This is a genomic window from Micromonospora sp. NPDC000442 (genome assembly GCF_042898635.1).
GTDB lineage: Bacteria > Actinomycetota > Actinomycetes > Mycobacteriales > Micromonosporaceae > Micromonospora.
Window position 1 is genome coordinate 40,229 of sequence record NZ_JBIAYZ010000015.1, and the last position, 15,248, is coordinate 55,476.

General features: G+C 68.5%; 15 protein-coding genes and 1 pseudogene. 9 read left to right on the forward strand and 7 right to left on the reverse strand.

What is annotated here, in order from left to right; all coding sequences use genetic code 11:
• Positions 1 to 40: 40 nt before the first annotated feature.
• Complete coding sequence (locus tag ACFY2A_RS22355; protein ID WP_387174267.1) at positions 41 to 448, reverse strand: MerR family transcriptional regulator; 408 nt, start codon at positions 446 to 448, stop codon at positions 41 to 43.
• 64 nt (positions 449 to 512) lie between these two features.
• Between ACFY2A_RS22355 and ACFY2A_RS22360 the strand changes: the two genes are divergently transcribed.
• Positions 513 to 1,163: an NADPH-dependent FMN reductase gene (locus ACFY2A_RS22360; protein WP_387174269.1), complete on the forward strand. Its 651-nt coding sequence runs from the start codon at positions 513 to 515 to the stop codon at positions 1,161 to 1,163.
• A gap of 40 nt (positions 1,164 to 1,203) precedes the next feature.
• Here ACFY2A_RS22360 and ACFY2A_RS22365 read toward each other — a convergent pair whose 3' ends face one another.
• Positions 1,204 to 2,106: a LysR family transcriptional regulator gene (locus ACFY2A_RS22365; RefSeq protein ID WP_387174271.1), complete on the reverse strand. Its 903-nt coding sequence runs from the start codon at positions 2,104 to 2,106 to the stop codon at positions 1,204 to 1,206.
• 79 nt (positions 2,107 to 2,185) lie between these two features.
• On the opposite strand from ACFY2A_RS22365, the gene ACFY2A_RS22370 reads away from it, so the two are divergent.
• Together ACFY2A_RS22370 and ACFY2A_RS22375 are read left to right on the forward strand one after the other, a co-directional pair.
• Positions 2,186 to 3,109 carry an EamA family transporter gene (locus ACFY2A_RS22370; protein ID WP_387174273.1) on the forward strand — a complete coding sequence of 308 codons (924 nt, stop codon included), beginning with the start codon at positions 2,186 to 2,188 and terminating at the stop codon, positions 3,107 to 3,109.
• A complete protein-coding gene (locus tag ACFY2A_RS22375) occupies positions 3,106 to 3,732 on the forward strand; it encodes an NAD(P)-dependent oxidoreductase (protein WP_387174275.1) in 627 nt (208 codons plus the stop codon). The genes ACFY2A_RS22370 and ACFY2A_RS22375 overlap by 4 nt, the downstream gene beginning before the upstream one ends.
• Before the next feature lie 17 nt (positions 3,733 to 3,749).
• Here ACFY2A_RS22375 and ACFY2A_RS22380 read toward each other — a convergent pair whose 3' ends face one another.
• Positions 3,750 to 5,036 (reverse strand): serpin family protein, encoded by a 1,287-nt coding sequence (locus ACFY2A_RS22380; protein WP_387174278.1) that lies wholly within the window; start codon positions 5,034 to 5,036, stop codon positions 3,750 to 3,752.
• A 310-nt stretch (positions 5,037 to 5,346) separates the two neighbouring features.
• Here ACFY2A_RS22380 and ACFY2A_RS22385 point away from each other — a divergent pair, with 310 nt between their 5' ends.
• The gene (locus tag ACFY2A_RS22385) at positions 5,347 to 5,760 is read left to right on the forward strand and encodes a nucleoside 2-deoxyribosyltransferase (RefSeq protein WP_387174280.1); all 414 of its coding nucleotides are present in this window, start codon (positions 5,347 to 5,349) and stop codon (positions 5,758 to 5,760) included.
• A 517-nt stretch (positions 5,761 to 6,277) separates the two neighbouring features.
• On the opposite strand, the gene ACFY2A_RS22390 is transcribed toward ACFY2A_RS22385, so the two are convergent.
• Positions 6,278 to 6,511: a hypothetical protein gene (locus tag ACFY2A_RS22390; protein ID WP_387174434.1), complete on the reverse strand. Its 234-nt coding sequence runs from the start codon at positions 6,509 to 6,511 to the stop codon at positions 6,278 to 6,280.
• Between ACFY2A_RS22390 and ACFY2A_RS22395 the strand changes: the two are divergent.
• Both ACFY2A_RS22395 and ACFY2A_RS22400 read left to right on the forward strand, forming a co-directional pair.
• A pseudogene (locus ACFY2A_RS22395) lies at positions 6,462 to 6,632 on the forward strand (XRE family transcriptional regulator); the annotation flags it as partial. The gene ACFY2A_RS22390 and the pseudogene ACFY2A_RS22395 overlap by 50 nt on opposite strands.
• 81 nt (positions 6,633 to 6,713) lie before the next feature.
• A complete protein-coding gene (locus ACFY2A_RS22400) occupies positions 6,714 to 6,917 on the forward strand; it encodes a DUF397 domain-containing protein (RefSeq protein ID WP_387174424.1) in 204 nt (67 codons plus the stop codon).
• 44 nt (positions 6,918 to 6,961) lie between these two features.
• On the opposite strand, the gene ACFY2A_RS22405 is transcribed toward ACFY2A_RS22400, so the two are convergent.
• The 3 genes from ACFY2A_RS22405 to ACFY2A_RS22415 form a co-directional block, all read right to left on the reverse strand.
• On the reverse strand, positions 6,962 to 8,944 hold the full coding sequence (locus tag ACFY2A_RS22405) for a DNA/RNA helicase domain-containing protein (RefSeq protein ID WP_387174282.1): 1,983 nt from the start codon (positions 8,942 to 8,944) through the stop codon (positions 6,962 to 6,964).
• A 108-nt stretch (positions 8,945 to 9,052) separates the two neighbouring features.
• Positions 9,053 to 10,990, reverse strand: a complete 1,938-nt coding sequence (locus ACFY2A_RS22410; RefSeq protein ID WP_387174284.1) for a DNA/RNA helicase domain-containing protein — start codon at positions 10,988 to 10,990, stop codon at positions 9,053 to 9,055.
• A gap of 121 nt (positions 10,991 to 11,111) precedes the next feature.
• Positions 11,112 to 11,495: a nucleotide pyrophosphohydrolase gene (locus ACFY2A_RS22415; RefSeq protein ID WP_387174287.1), complete on the reverse strand. Its 384-nt coding sequence runs from the start codon at positions 11,493 to 11,495 to the stop codon at positions 11,112 to 11,114.
• A gap of 132 nt (positions 11,496 to 11,627) precedes the next feature.
• Here ACFY2A_RS22415 and ACFY2A_RS22420 point away from each other — a divergent pair, with 132 nt between their 5' ends.
• The 3 genes from ACFY2A_RS22420 (at position 11,628) to ACFY2A_RS22430 (ending at position 15,233) form a co-directional block, all read left to right on the forward strand.
• The gene (locus ACFY2A_RS22420) at positions 11,628 to 12,029 is read left to right on the forward strand and encodes an MmcQ/YjbR family DNA-binding protein (protein WP_387174288.1); all 402 of its coding nucleotides are present in this window, start codon (positions 11,628 to 11,630) and stop codon (positions 12,027 to 12,029) included.
• Between the two features lie 77 nt (positions 12,030 to 12,106).
• A complete protein-coding gene (locus tag ACFY2A_RS22425) occupies positions 12,107 to 12,709 on the forward strand; it encodes a dihydrofolate reductase family protein (protein WP_387174290.1) in 603 nt (200 codons plus the stop codon).
• Positions 12,710 to 13,100: 391 nt separating this feature from the next.
• Positions 13,101 to 15,233 carry a PQQ-dependent sugar dehydrogenase gene (locus tag ACFY2A_RS22430; protein ID WP_387174293.1) on the forward strand — a complete coding sequence of 711 codons (2,133 nt, stop codon included), beginning with the start codon at positions 13,101 to 13,103 and terminating at the stop codon, positions 15,231 to 15,233.
• Positions 15,234 to 15,248 lie beyond the last annotated feature (15 nt).

Here is a 15,248-nt window from a genome sequence, read left to right on the forward strand (position 1 = left end):
TCGGGGTTCAACATATGTTGAAGTCAAGGCCGCGAGGCGGTCACGTTCGCGGGCCGGTCACCGGGCCCGGATCGTCCCGCCCGATCTCGCACAGCCTGGTGCCCGACTCCAGCGCCGCGAGTTGCGCCTTGAGGTTGCGTACCCGCTCCTCGACCTCGGCCACCAGCCGATGGGCGACACCCGCCCACTCGTCGGGCGTCGGATCGGCCGACAGGTCGGCGAAGAGGGCCGCGATCTCGCGGACACTCAGACCGGCCCGCTGGGCGAGTTTGGCGACCTGGATCCGGCACGCGGCGGATCCGTCGAAACGACGCTGGTTGCCGGCGGTGCGTACCGCGGTGATGACCCCGTGGCTCTCGTAGAACCGCACGGCGGACGGCGCGACGCCACTGTCGACGGCGACCTCACCGACGCTTAACGACCGAGGGGAACCCGCGAGCACTGTCATGGCCGCAGGATAGGCATGCGGGCGACTTGACTTCAACATATGTTGAACCTGCACGGTCTCGGACATGAGTGTTTCGACCGACCAGCACCGCAGCTTGTCCCCCGCCGCCAGCCTACGGGTGGCCGTGATCTCGGGCAGCGTCCGTAAGGACCGGATGGGGCCCACGATCGCCCGCTGGGTCGCCGCCACCCTGGACCCCCCTGCCGCACCGGACCCTGCTCCCGCCCTGGACCCCGCTGCCGCCCTCGACCCTGCTCCGGTCGACCTGATCGACGTGGCCCAGGTGGAGCTGCCCGACGACAGCCTCCTCTATCCCGGCGGCGGGCCGAAGAGCGAGGTCGCCGACCGGATAGCCGCCGCCGACGCGTTCGTGTTCGTCACGCCGGAGTACAACCACAGCTACCCCGCCTCGCTGAAGCGCCTGATCGACTGGCACTACGGCGAGTGGCGGCTCAAGCCGGCGACCATCGTGGCCTACGGCGTGCACGGCGGGTACGCGGCGATCGAACACCTGCGCGGCGTACTGGCCGAACTCAGCGTGGTGACCACCCGCCGGGCCCTGGGCCTGCGGGTGCCGTGGACGTCCCTCGACGACCAGGGCCGCTACACACCGGACGCGGAGCTTTCCCGGGGCCTGACCGCGAGCCTGACCGAGCTGCGCTGGTGGGCGGAGGTGCTTGCCGACGCACGTCGGGACCGCCCCTTCACGACCTGAACGCGGAGCTGGTTTCCGGTCACAGCGGCGCGGGCCCAACTCAGCGATCACCCTCGCTCCCACCCTCGGCGACCGGGACGTCCAGCTCCGTGAGGAACGCCGTCGCCGCGGGGGTGAGGGTGGCCCGGTTCCAGATGAGGTGCTCGATCCGGGCCGGGGCGTCCCGTACGGGAATGGTGACCACGCCCGGCAGGTGCGGCGCGAAGTTCGACGGAAGCAGGGCGATGCCGAGCTGCCGGCGGATCAGCCGGGTCATCATGGAATCGACGGTGCTCACCTCGAAGGCGACCTCGCGGTGCACTCCGGCGGCAGCGAATGCCTGGTCGGACTGGGCCCGCCCGGCCGATCCCGCCGGCAGATCCACGAACGCCTCGCTCGACAGGCGGGCGAGGTCGACCTCGGCCTGACCGGCGAGCGGATGGTCGGGGGCGACCACGGCCACCAACCGGTCGTACGCCAGCCGACGGGCGGTGACCCCTTCGGGCCGGGCGTTCACGGGAAGCCCGAGAAAGCCGATGTCGATGGCGCCCTCCTTGACCTGCTCGACGAGCTGTTCGCTGCCACCGACGCGCAGCCGGATGCGGACGTGCGGATACCGCCGATGAAAGGCGTCAAGCGCGGCCGGGATGTCGACCGCCGCGACGGTCGGGATCATGCCGACGGTCAGCCGGCCCCGGATCTCGCCGACCGCCGAGGCGACCTCGGCGGCGGCCCGCTCGGCCGCGTCCAGGCACTGACGGGCCGCCGGGAGGAACGCCTCGCCGGCCGGGGTCAGCCGCACCCGACGGCTGGTCCGGTCGAAGAGGCGGGCGCCGAGTTCCCGTTCCAGGCGGGCGATCTGATGACTGAGCGCGGACTGGACGACCAGACAACGCTCGGCGGCGCGGGTGAAGTTCCGCGTCTCGGCGACGGCCACGACGTACCGCAGCTGTTGAAGCTCCATCCATCAATCGTGGATCGTGATGGTTGGGCTGACAAGGATGTGTTGGACTCATGAATGCGTGTCGTCGATCCTGATTCGCGTGACGAACCTGTTGCCATCTCCGACCGCGGGCCGCCTCGCCGCCACCGCCACGACCGCCTTCGCACCAGCGGTGTGGGGCACGACGTACGTGGTCACCACCGAGCTGCTGCCGGCCGGCCATCCGCTCTTCGCGGGGCTGATCCGGGCACTGCCGGCGGGCCTTGCCGCACTGGCGATCGGCCGGGCGCTGCCACGCGGCAGGTGGTGGCTCAAGGCGGCGGTGTTGGGCGTACTCAACATCGGTGTGTTCCTGCCGCTGCTGTTCGTCGCCGCCGAACGGCTTCCCGGAGGAGTGGCCGCCACGCTCGGCGCGGTGCAGCCACTGGCCGTGGCGATCCTGGCCGTCACCGTGCTGCACCAGCGCCCGTCGGCCTGGAGCTTCGCCTGGGGAATCGCCGGCGTCGCCGGGGTCGGGCTGCTGGTCATCGGCCCCGACGCGGACTTCGACGCGGTCGGGCTGCTGGCCGGTTTGGGCGGCGCCGGTGCGATGGCGGTCGGGGTGACCCTCACCAAACGCTGGGGACGTCCCGAGGGCGTCGGCCCCACGGCGTTCGCCGGCTGGCAGCTCACGGCCGGCGGCCTGTTCCTGCTGCCGGTGACGCTGCTGTTCGAGGGGGCACCGCCCACCGTCGACGCCAGCGCCGCGCTCGGCTACCTCTGGCTCGGCCTGCCCGGCGGCCTGCTCGCCTACATCCTGTGGTTCCGCGGCATCGCCACGCTGCCGGTCACCTCCGTCGCGGTGCTCACCCTGCTCTCGCCGATGGTGGCGGCGCTGCTGGGTGCGGTGCTGCTCGACGAGTTGCTCACCCCGAGCCAGTCGGCCGGCTTCGTTCTCTGCCTCGCCGCGATCGTCGCCGGCCAGGTCAGCCCGACACGCGCCACGGCCACCACCACGCGCACCAAGGAAAGGATCAACCAATGAGGATCACTGTGATCGGAGCAACCGGCATGGTCGGCTCGCGCGTCGTCCGCGAAGCCCTGGACCGAGGGCACGACGTCACCGCCGCCTTCCGGGGCCGACGACCGGCCGCCCTACCGCCCGAGGTGATCGCCGCCAGGGGCGACGCCGCGGATGTCGACCAGATGAAGCGGCTGTTCACCGAAGCCGACGTGATCGTGGGCGCCACCCGCCCCGCGCCGGGCGCGGAAAGCACCGTCACCGCGACCACCCTCGCCCTGCTCGACGCCGCCGCCGCAACCGGGATCCGCATCCTGCTGGTGGGCGGTTCCGCGCCGCTGCGGAGTCCGTCGGGTGGGCTGGTGCTCGACGACCCCCGGTACGTGCCACCGGCCGTACGCGACATCGCCGCCGCGAGCGCCGCCCAACTGGACGTCTGCCGGACCCACGGCGCCGACTGGGTCTATCTGAGCCCACCCGCGCTGCTCGAACCCGGGGTGCGTACCGGCGACTATCGACGCGGCGGCACCGCCCTCATGGTCGCCCCGGACGGCTCGTCCCGGATCTCGGCGGAGGACCTCGCCGTCGCCGTCCTCGACGAGGTGGAGCGGCCCGGCGAGGACCGCCACTTCGCCGTCGGCTACTGAGTGGACCGCTGCGCATGTCAGCCGGTGACCAGCGGGTCGTGGACCCGGCCGAGGAACAGCGGTACGCCGGTGACCCGGTCATGGATGACGTACAGGAACGGCCGGTTCACGAAGAACTGCGGCCCCTGCGGAATCGACGGTGGCCGGATGATGACCGCCGACGCGGCCGCCGCCTCGACACCCTTCTCGTCCACCCCGATGAACGTCTCGTGCACCACGTCATCGATGCACAGCGCCGGATCGGTGGTGCTCATGCCGGTGAAGTCGGCATTCTGCGTGAAGGCCGTGGGCATGCCGAGGCCACTCAACGCGGCGCCCAACTGGGCTGGCAGACGGAACGTCCACCGCGGCATCCGCAGCTGGATGTCGGTGAACTGGAAGCCGGCGAACAACGCGCTCAGCCACGCCCCGTCGACGTTCGCCTCGACCGCGGCGAGGTTGTCCCGGGTCGGCATGACGATGGCCATCGCCAGTCCGTCGCCCGCGAGCGGCACGTCGACCGCCCGCCAACCGTCGCCCAGGACATGGCCCATCCGGTCGAACGGGCCGCGCATCATCGGCACCTGGACGACCGTGCCGTCATCCCGGGTGAACGGTTCGTCCACCGTGGCCGATGCCCGGAAGGGGTAGTACCAGGCCGCCTTGAGGTAGGCCGTGTTGGTGAGCATCAAACTGGTGTCGGGGCGCACCGCGTCCGGAACCAACAACTCCGGGATCTTCGCGTTGGTCCGATCGGACACCCAGGCGTTGATCTCCTGGCGGGCCGCTTCCGGCGCGTCACGGAAGTCGACCGGGTGCGGGACGGCACCGTAGTAGCCGGCCAGGGTGTCCTGGAACCCGGACCGCAGGCCCAGATCGAGGCGGGTCCACACGGCGTTGGCCGTGGTCACCCGGGGCTGCCGCACTCCGTCGCCATCCTGGAACCGCTCGGCGAGCGACTGGTCGACGGTATTCAGCCCACTGTCGAGCGCGCCGGGGCGCGGATGCGGCGCGTGCAGCACGGTATCCATCTCGTCCGCCGTGGTCGAGCCGGCACCCGCCCTGGCCATCGCCAGCGCAATTTGGACCGAGTACGGCGCGCACACCACGTTGCCGCCGGCGTGGCTCGATGCGATCGTGCGGTAGAGGTCGGCGGTGAAGCCGCGTACGGCTGTTGCGGCGGCCTGCATCGTGGCCGGGTCGGGAGGTATGCGTTCCGGGATGGTCGAGGTGGACGACCCGTTGAGCCGGGCGTGACCTGGGGTGGCGGTGAGGGCGACGGCGGCGAGCGGTACCGCCCCCAGCAAAGATCGACGCGAGACCATGTCCCGACGGTAGTGCAGTGTTACCGGGGCGTGACGGAGGAACGTCCAAAATGCATCGAAGTTCACCAATGTTCGTTACTTGCGTACGCATCCCAGGGCTTCCTCGGCAACTAGCGGTGCACCCCTTCCACCTGGACTATCCCCCGCTGGCGGACCGCCGGAGGCTGCCTCGACCAGCCGAACCCGAAGCGCCTTCGATGATGTGGGAGAAGATTCTGCGGGGGAACGCCGGTGTCGGGTACCTCGACGAACCCCGACATCTGGTACCGCTCACCTGAGCACGAATACCGACCACACGCCTGGAGAATCGATGCTGGAAATCGAGGCAGTCACAATATGCAGCAGCTCCAAGTTCTACGACACAGCCCAACGTGCCGAGGCAGCGTTTCGCCGCCTGGGCATGACCGTCTACACACCGCGCTACGACTTCAACGAACAGCATGTGCAGGTCAACGAAGCGGACAAGATCCAGCTCACGCGTGATTTCCTGGCGAAGATCGCGAAGTCCGACGCGATCTTCGTGGTGGCGAACGGTGGATATGCCGGCGTCAGTGTGTGCATCGAGGTCGGCTACGCCGTGGCGCAGGGCAAGGTGGTGTTGTTCTCCGAGCAGCCGACGGAGTTCGCACTCCGGGCGCTGGTCGACGCAGTGATCCCGATCGAGGAGATCGGCCCAGGGGTGCGATCGGTTGCCAGGGCCGAAGTGGCCAGCAAGTCGCGGTGATCGTCGCGTGCCCAGTCCCTTCGAGCCGGCTGTTCGGCACGGTCGCCGGGTTCGTCGGCAGCCAGTTCGCTGGCCTGGACGAGGATCACCCGAGGTCGCTGGGGCACCGCATGAGCACGGACTCACTCATCCACAGCCGAGGCGTCGACATAGCCGCAGCGCGGCGACCCGGGCCAGCACCGGTCGGCACGCGGCATCCTGACCGTCCGGGCCGATCTCGACGCCTTCGAGCCACACCTATTCGCCGTCGTACCACTCGCTGAGGTCCGGCCGGACCCGGACGATCCGGAGCGGAGCGGACCGTCGGCGTACCGGTAGTCGGACTCGGCGAACTGGACCACGTCCCCGGCGGCGACGGACACGGGCGGGACGACCGGCACCCGGGCAACCGCCGCCGGCTCGGCGTGACTATGCGGGCGGGACGGCGGCTGCCGTCCGGTCCCAGCGGCCAGCGCTGTCCGACGTGCCCGCAGGATCAGCCGGTTGCGGATCTGCGCGGGCGACAGGTCGAAGACGTTCATCGCCAGTACGTTCGAAGGCAGCGCACGATGATCGTGTCGGCCCAGTCCGCCCGGGGGCACGTGCCGTCGACGCGGCAGTCCGGGCACTTGCTGGTACGCGGATCCTCGGCGGGGCTCCGCCAGTGCACCTCGAACAGCCGGTTCGCCCTGGCGAGCTGAGCGGGCGTCACGAAGAGGTCGTTGTCCGCATCCGGCCGAGCGCCCGGCGCAGTCGCCGGATCCTTCGTCATCCTCGACTTCCCTCCCACCAAGGGCGGTCGGACCGCACCGGAGCCGTCGGTCGTCTACAGCGAGTCGTTGACCGGCGCGCTCTACCTCGACAAGCCCGATGAACTGGCGGCATACGAACGCGTCTGGCGAGGACTGGATGCGCTCGCCCTCGGCGAGGCAGAACCGAAGGACATGATCAAAAGCTCATCGGGGAGATCCGGCATGACTGACCTGACCGGCGTTATCTGGCGCAAGAGCACCCGCAGCGGCGACAACGGCGGCAACTGCGTCGAGGTCGCCACCAACCTCCCCGGCCTCGTCGCCGTCCGCGACTCCAAGGACCCGACCGGGCCTACTCTCGCCTACTCTCCTGCGGCCTGGGCCGCCTTCGTCCGCACTGCGCCGTCGCCGAACCAAGCTGGCTGAACGAGTCCCTGTCGACTCCGCACTCGGGCCGGAGTGCGGGAGCTTCAGCGGTCCTGACCGGTCAACTCCTCACGAGGTTGCACGGGTGCTCGCCGTCCCAGATCGTCGCCAACCGGGTAGACGCCAGGCGCTTCATGCGCCTTCTCGTCGAGAATAGAGGGAATAAGGTTCCGCAGGAATTCCTGCGTCTCCTCGTCGACTGAGTAGACAAGGCACCCACGCAGCCCACGCGTGAGCAGCACCTTGTAGGCGTTGCGGATCAACCGGTCAGCGTTGCGAGCAATGCGGGGCCGCTCGGCCGTGCCGATGATGGCGACATCCCTGGACTGGTTGGGCTGGCTGACGAACCGTCCGTTCCGCACGACCAGGTCGTCGCCAAGGATGACCCCGGACCAGTCGTACTCGAAGCCCTGAGCGGTGTAGATGCATCCGATCTGCGTGAATCCGCGCGGGTCGGTTGCCCAGTACGAGCCCGCCGGGACGCCCTTAGGCGGATGGTTGCCGTAGGCATTCCATGGCCGATGCCAGTTGCCGATCCGTACATCTGACACGAGCCTGCCCCGCTGCGGCTGTTTCGTCCAATCCCAGCAGAAGCCTGCCGAGATCCGGGCGGTCATGCCCTCGGCGTTGCGTTGTCGAAGTACCGCTTCCATGGTTTCCGGAGAGTCGACCACTCCCAGGTAGAAGTCGTCGTCGCCCAACCACCGGTAGGGGTGAGACAATGCCAGGCCGAGTAGATGTAGCACCCAGCGCTCGTAGCGAGGACTCCCGCCACACCTGAACTGCGCGCCAAGGTTTACCACGTCGACATCCAGGTCGAGACGACCAGCAGCCTCGACTATCATCCCGACTGTGCCCACCTCGTTCGGGCGCACGACCTGATAGTCGTCGAGCAGGAAGACGGGCACCTTGGCGGCCTGAATCAATTCTTCCACCTGCGGCATCGAGCCAGAAACACCATTACGGTCTGAACGCTCCCGCATGCGATGCGCCTCGTCGCAGATCAGCACGTCAACGCTGTCCGGAGCGACGTTCATAAAGTCACGAAAGAAGCTGAACAGCGGACGGGTCCGCTGATGCGGCCCCGCGTCCCTGGCATGTGCGTACCGCTGTAGGCTGAGAGTGAACGCCTTGGAGCCGGTGGCATGAGCGACCGCGTGTCCCCCTTCGGCCAGGGTGGCCAGCAGTGAGAGAGCAATCGCGCTCTTGCCACTGCCCGGTCCGCCGGAGATCACCACAACCCGCTTCCGCCGTCCGGCTGCGGCCCATCGCAAGGCGCGCATCACCAACTCGTAGGCCTCCCGCTGGTCATCAAGCAGGATGAAGTGCTGGCGCCTGCCGATTTCCTGTGCCGCCAAGGCGAGCAGTTGCCGGCTGGGCCGCACCGGACTGGCAAGCAGACGGTGAACCGCCCTACTTTCCCTTCCTGCAGCGAACTTCATGCGAAGATAGCGAGCGAATTTCTCCTCCTCTCCAAGTGTGAAGACCATGCTCTGGTACGTCCGCTTCCGCTCTGCGGCCACTAGATGGGACACGCGCTGGCGGGTGGCGTTGTGCAGGTAGGCCATGCCGTGCACAGTGGCCGGAAACTCGTGCAGCTTGACAAGGAAGTCCACGAGGTAGTTGCAGTACGCTTGCACCTGAACGCCCGGATGAAGCTGCGGTTGCCCCATTCCATTGACGGCTACCAGGTTCTCGGCATCGTCGTAACGTGTAGCGGCGCTCCACTGCTTCAGTTCCACCACCAGATAGGTGTCGCCCCCTGATTCGGGGGCTGCGCCGCCCAGAATCACATCCACTCGCCTGCTGCTGCGAGGCAACTGAAACTCGACCAGCGCGTCGAGGTCACCGTATCCAAGCTGCTGCAGGTGCCTGGCGAGAGCAGGAAGACTGTTCAGCCATGCCGCCTGTTCACGCGAATCAACCAGGTAGCCGCTCTCAACCAGATGGGCGCCGACCAGGGAAACCAGTCGTCCGGTACCGTGTAGGTCCAAAATCGCATTTGGCGTGGTATGAAACGCCCGCAATGACCTTCCCCCAAGGCACGAGAAACTCGTGCGGTGGGGGCATGTCCATCAGGGAAGCCCGTCGATCCGCTGATACGGGACCACTCTAGTAACGCGGTACGGAGTCGGCTACCCGGCATCCCCATCGTCGCCACTCGGCTCATAGTGGGTTTCCACCTCGCGGGTGGGTCTCACCAGACCCGCCAGGAAGTCGCGGGTCTCGGTGTCGACCGAGTGGATGGCCGTCCCCCGCATGCCACGGGTCAGCAGGACTTTGTAGGTGTTACGGATCAGCCGGTCGGCTTCCTCGTCGCTGACCGCCTTGCGCCGCAGTTCCGGGTCCTTCGACTCGCCGCGCCGGGTCACCAGTCGGCCGTCGCGCGCCACCAGGTCGGGCCCGATGATGACACCGGACCAGTCGTACTCGAATCCCTGGGCGGTGTAGACGCAGCCCACCTGGTCGAAGCCGTTCGGGTCGGTGGCCCAGAAGGCGCTGCCGGGAGCATCACCCACGCTGCGATCACTCTTGACGTTCCAGGGTCGGGCCCACTCGCCGACCACCACGTCTGGCACGAGGGTGCCGTCGGCCCGAGGGTCGCTCCACGGCCAGCAGTAGCCCGCCGACATCCTGGCCGTCTGTTCAGGTTCACCGGCCGCTCCCGGGGGGCGTTGGCGAGTCCGCAGGAACGCCTCCAGTTGCGTCGGCGACTCTGCCAGCCGCAGATCGAACCGTCCGTCGCCGGCCCACACGGTCGGCCCATCGCCGTCGAGGCCGAGCAGGGTGAGGACCCAATTCTCGTACGCCGCGCTGCCGCCGCACCGGAACTGGTCGTGCAGGGCGACGACCTCGACCTCCAGGCCCAGCTTCTGGGCGTACGCCGAGATGACCTCGACGTTGCCCAGCTCTCCCGGCTTCACCACCTGATGCTCATCGAGCAGGAAGACCGGCACGCGCGCGGTCGAGATCAGCTCGTCCAACTGCGGCCTTGCCTGGTCCCGCCGAGCCTTCGGTGTGTACCGGTTGACAGAGGTCTCCCGGATCCGGTGCGCCTCGTCGCAGAGCAGCACCTCGATGTCGTTGGCCTCGGCGTCCATGAAGCTGTTGAAGTACTTGAACATCCCTTGGAGCCGGGTCGAACCGCGTCCAGGGTAGCGGCGCAGGGTTTGGGTGAACGCGCGGGAGCCGGTGGCGTGCAGCACGGTCCGACCCTGACGGGCCAGTTCTCCCATCACTGACAGCGCTATGACGCTCTTGCCGCTGCCCGGTCCGCCGGCCACCACCACCGCCCGCTTTCGGTTCGCGGTCCGGGCCCGCTCGACCGCGTGCAGCACCAACTCGTACGCCACGTGCTGCTCGTCGATCAGGGTGAACTGTGGCCGGTCCTTGAGTTCCTGCGCGGCGTACCGCAGCAGGTGCCGACTCGGCCGAACGGTGCTGGTCAGGAATCGATCAGCCGCGGTCGCGCCGGACTTCGGCGCGAACCGCGACTGGAGGTACGTGAGCCACTGGCCGCGGCGCTGCCTGGTGAAGAGCCGGCTCTGCTCGGTGGCTGGTCGGTCGAGCAGGTCGGCGATGTCCCGGTCGGCGGCGTTGTGCAGGTAAGCGACACCGTGGAGCGGATACCGCTGGCGGCCCAGGATGCCGAGAAAATCAGTGAGGTACTGGCAGTAGTTGGCGACCTGCACGCCGGGGTGTAGTCGTGGTCCATGCGCGTGCTCGACCGCGACCAGGGTGTCGGATCCCTCGTAGGCGGTCGCGTAGGACCATTGCTTCAGCTCGACGACCAGATAGGAGTCATCCCCACTACGGGGATTAACGCCGGCGAGCACCGCGTCGATACGTCGACTGGTCAACGGCAGTTGGTACTCGACCAGCACCTCTACCTGGTCGAGGCCAGCGTCGGCGAGGTCCTGCGCCAGGACCGGCAGGCTGTTCATCCAGGACCGCCGCTCAGCCGGGCTCACTCCGTGGCGGATCGACCACAGATGCTCGGCGACCCGGTCGGCGAGGGTGCCGTCAGTGGCCAGACGCAACAGATTGGCGGCGGACGTCCGAAACGCCGACATTGACACATGCCCCCAGGCAGCACGATGTGATCGTGCGGATGGGGGGCATATCCGTGCATCGGAAGCCCGTCGGACCGCTTGGCTCTGAGCACCTTACCGAGTCGGATCAGGGTGTTGACGGCTAGCCGGTGCGGTCGGTCGATGGAGCCTTGGCGGCCGAGCCGTACGACCGTTCGACCGGGTAACGACGCGCCGCCTCGGTCAACTTGTCGCTGGCGGCAGCCAGCGGATCGATGCCCAGGGTGTCGCTCAGCCGGGCTAGGTAGATCATGACGTCGCCGATCTCGGCGCGCACCCGTGCGCCGTGCTCGGGATCGGCCATCACCTGCGCGGATTCCTCCGGGGTGAGCCACTGCAACTCTGCCAGCAGCTCGCCCACCTCGCCGGCGAGCGCCATCGCCAGGTTCTTCGGCGTATGGAACCGCTGCCAGTCCCGCTCGTCGGCGAACCGGCGCAGCCGGTGCACGAGATCGGCCAACCCGGGGTCGTTCGGTTCGTGTTCCACGGGGCCGAACCCTACCGCCGTCAACTCACCAGCCGAGTTCAGCCGGGCCGGTGAGTGCCGCCCCTGCCTGGTGTCCCAATCCGGCCTCCGGCGCTCCCGAGTTTTGTCAGACCGGTGTCCTAGCGTGGGCCGATGACCGACATGGTGGCGATCGTCCGGCGGGCCTGCCTGCGTCTTCCCGAGGTCAGCGAGCGGCTGAGTCACGGCACCCCGACCTGGTTCGTCCGGGGCAAGAGGTCGTTCGCCACTGTCTGGCCGGACGGCCATCATCAGGACGATTTCGCCCACCTGTGGTGTGCCGCGCCGCCGGGTGCCGCCGTCGAGCTGATCGCGGAGGACCCGCGGACCTACTTCCGCCCGCCCTACGTGGGGCATCGCGGCTGGGTCGGCGTACGCCTCGACACGGGCATCGGCGAGGCCGAGCTCGCCGAGGTCATCGAGGACGGCTACCGGGCGGTGGCACCTCGGACCCTGATCGCCCGGCTCGACGAACGACACTCTCCGGCGACCCCGCCGACATCGCCATCGCCCTGACGGGGCCGTGGCCACGTGTCGGTGGCGCCTGACGTCGAGCCGGAAGCAGTTGCAGATCACCAACACTTGGAGACAGCATGGCGGGTCGGTTCGTGTACTGGATGAACGTTTCGGTCGATCTGCGGATCGAGCGCGCCCTGAATGAGCAGGGCGGCGGCGACTGGATGCGCATCGGGGAGCCGTTGCACCGGGAGTTCAACGCGCGGGCCCGGGCGATGTCGCTGATGGTCGAGGGCCGCACGATCTACGAGACGATGGAGGCGTTCTGGCCGGCCGCACGGGATGACGAATCCCTGCCGGACTTCATGCGTGAGTACGGTGAGATCTGGACCTCGATGCCCAAGGTGCTCGTCTCGCGCACCCGCGACAGCGCCGGGCACAACACCCGGGTCATCGGTGGGGACGACGCGGTCGAGCAACTCGCGCGGCTGCGGGCGCAGTCCGACGGTGACATCGGGGTCGGCGGTGCCACCCTGGCTACCAGCCTGCTGCGGGCCGGGCTGCTCGACGAGCTTCTGCTCTTCACCCACCCGGTGGTGCTCGGCACCGGTCGGCCGTTGTTCGACGCGCACGACGAGCCGGTCGAGCTGGATCTGATCGAGCAGGCGTCGTTCGATCAGGGTGTGACGATGCACCGGTACGCGGTCCGGGGCGTCCGCGACACCGGCGCGGTGGCCTGACGGGTCACGCCGAGCCGTCGGTCCAACCTGCACCGCCCCCAGGCCCGAGGATCCGCCCGTCGGGCCTGAGGGCGGTTTTTCGTGTGTGGACGATCCTTTCGCCACCATGGTCGAAAGTTCGATTAAACCTGGCAGAAGCCATGGACATATCGACATCTCTTTTGTTAACTTCAGCCCGGATGTTACGACGCGGTGAACCGCCACAGGGGCCAGCGCCTCGATCGTGACCTCCGATGGCCCCTCGGACACCTACCCCAACTCCCAGTTCCTGCGCCCGCGCCGCCCACCGGCGGTCCAACGGGCCATTCGGTGCTGCCCGACACCCGGAGGAGAAGCCCAGAAACCGTACGTCCCGACCTGCCCGACCCGTCCTCACACCAAGGAGAGGCAGTTGAAGAGACGACTCGCGCTCGCCGTGGCGGGCCTGACGACCATCACACTCGTCGCCCCGCCCGCCAGCTCGATGGCCGCGCCGACCACCCCCACGGCCGCGCCCGCCACCACCACTCCCCCACCCGACACGGCCTTCCAGAAGGTCACCCTCAACGACCGCCCGGGCGAGCCGATGGACCTCGCCGTACTGCCCGACGGCCGGGTGCTGCACGTGACCCGCGCCGGCGTGGTCTGGCTGCACAACCCCGACACCGGCCGCAACACGATCGCCGCCACCCTCGACGTCTACCAGCACGACGAGGAGGGCCTGCAGAACGTCGCCATCGACCCGAACTTCGGCCGACGCGGCAACAACTGGGTCTACCTGTACTACTCGCCGCCGATGGACACCCCGGTCGACGATCCGTCCACGCCGGACGTCAACGAGGGCGACGCGCCGGCATGGGGCACCGAGGAGGAACTCGCGCCGTTCCAGGGTGTCATCCGGCTGTCCCGGTTCCGCCTGGTCAAGAACACCTTGGACCTGCGTACTGAGCAGCGGATCCTCGACGTGCCGGTGGACCGGGGCATCTGCTGTCACGTCGGCGGGGACATCGTCTTCGACGCCAAGGGCAACCTGTACCTGTCCACCGGGGACGACACGAACCCGTTCGAGTCCGGCGGGTACGCACCGATCGACGAGCGGCCCGGCCGCAACCCCGCGTACGACGCCCAGCGCACCAGCGCCAACACCAACGACCTGCGCGGCAAGATCCTGCGGATCAAGGTCGGCGCCAACGGCAAGTACACCATCCCCAAGGGCAACCTGTTCAAGCCCGGCACCCGGGGCACCCGGCCCGAGATCTACCTGATGGGTCTGCGGAACCCGTTCCGGATCGAACTGGACCGCAAGACCGACGACCTGTACGTCGCCGACTACTCACCCGACGCCGGCCAGCCCGACCCGCTGCGCGGACCAGCCGGGCACGGCAAGTGGTTTGTGGCCCGCAAGGCCGGCAACCACGGATGGCCCTACTGCATCACCCCGCAGCTGCCGTACCGGGACTACGACTTCGCCACCGAGGAGTCCGGTGCGGAGTTCGACTGCGCGGCGCCGGTCAACGAGTCGCCGCACAACACCGGGCTGCGGAAGCTGCCCGCGCCGCAGCAGCCGGACGTGTGGTACAGCTACGGCGCCTCCGCGCAGTTCCCCGAGCTGGGCACCGGTGGTATCGGCCCGATGGCCGGTCCCGCGTACCGCTTCGACCGGGCGACCACCCGGGGCCGCAACCCGGTGGCGTGGCCGGCGTACTACGACGGCAAGCCGCTGTTCTACGAGTGGACCCGCGACTACGTGAAGGCGTTCCAGCTGGACCGGCGCGGCAAGCTCGACGGGATCGAGCCGGTGCTGCCCTCGGTCGTCTTCGACAACCCGATGGACCTGGAGTTCGGCCCCGACGGCGCGCTCTACGTCCTCGAGTACGGCGACGGCTTCTTCAGCGAGAACCCGGAGGCACAGCTGGCCCGCATCGACCACGTCGGTCGGGGCGGCAACCGCAGCCCGATTCCGGCGGTCTCGGCCAGCCAGACCGCGGGTCTGGCCCCGCTGACCGTGGAGTTCTCCAGCGCGGGCAGCACCGATCCGGACGGCGACCGACTGCGGTACGAGTGGTACCTGGACGACGACGACCGGGTCGACTCGCGGTCGGCGAACCCGACCTTCACCTACCGCGAGAACGGCAGCTACGACGCGACGCTCAAGGTGACCGACCGGAAGGGACGCTCGGCGTCGGCCTCGGTGCGGGTCGTGGTCGGCAACGCCGTGCCGGTGGTCGAGCTGGTCGCGCCGGTCGAGGGCCAACCCTTCGCCTTCGGCGACACCATCCGGTACGAGGTACGGGTCACCGACGACCAACCGGTGGACTGTGCCCGGGTCAGCGTGACCTACATCCTCGGTCACGACGATCACGGCCACCCGCAGACCACCGCCAACGGCTGCACCGGATCGATCCTGACCACTGTCCCGTCGGGGCATGACCCGGAGACCGACAACCTGTCCGCCGTGTTCGTCGCCTCCTACACCGACCCCGGTGACGACGGACTGCCGCCGCTGACCGGGACCGACCAGGTCGTGCTCGTACCCGGCGTGTAGGACCCACGAGAGGAG

Coding starts and splice junctions, on each gene's coding strand:
- ACFY2A_RS22355 (WP_387174267.1), bottom strand. CDS start 448: ATGACAGTGCTCGCGGGTTCCCCTCGGTCGTTAAGCGTCGGTGAGGTC.
- ACFY2A_RS22360 (WP_387174269.1), top strand. CDS start 513: ATGAGTGTTTCGACCGACCAGCACCGCAGCTTGTCCCCCGCCGCCAGC.
- ACFY2A_RS22365 (WP_387174271.1), bottom strand. CDS start 2,106: ATGGAGCTTCAACAGCTGCGGTACGTCGTGGCCGTCGCCGAGACGCGG.
- ACFY2A_RS22375 (WP_387174275.1), top strand. CDS start 3,106: ATGAGGATCACTGTGATCGGAGCAACCGGCATGGTCGGCTCGCGCGTC.
- ACFY2A_RS22380 (WP_387174278.1), bottom strand. CDS start 5,036: ATGGTCTCGCGTCGATCTTTGCTGGGGGCGGTACCGCTCGCCGCCGTC.
- ACFY2A_RS22385 (WP_387174280.1), top strand. CDS start 5,347: ATGCTGGAAATCGAGGCAGTCACAATATGCAGCAGCTCCAAGTTCTAC.
- ACFY2A_RS22390 (WP_387174434.1), bottom strand. CDS start 6,511: ATGACGAAGGATCCGGCGACTGCGCCGGGCGCTCGGCCGGATGCGGAC.
- ACFY2A_RS22400 (WP_387174424.1), top strand. CDS start 6,714: ATGACTGACCTGACCGGCGTTATCTGGCGCAAGAGCACCCGCAGCGGC.
- ACFY2A_RS22410 (WP_387174284.1), bottom strand. CDS start 10,990: ATGTCGGCGTTTCGGACGTCCGCCGCCAATCTGTTGCGTCTGGCCACT.
- ACFY2A_RS22420 (WP_387174288.1), top strand. CDS start 11,628: ATGACCGACATGGTGGCGATCGTCCGGCGGGCCTGCCTGCGTCTTCCC.
- ACFY2A_RS22425 (WP_387174290.1), top strand. CDS start 12,107: ATGGCGGGTCGGTTCGTGTACTGGATGAACGTTTCGGTCGATCTGCGG.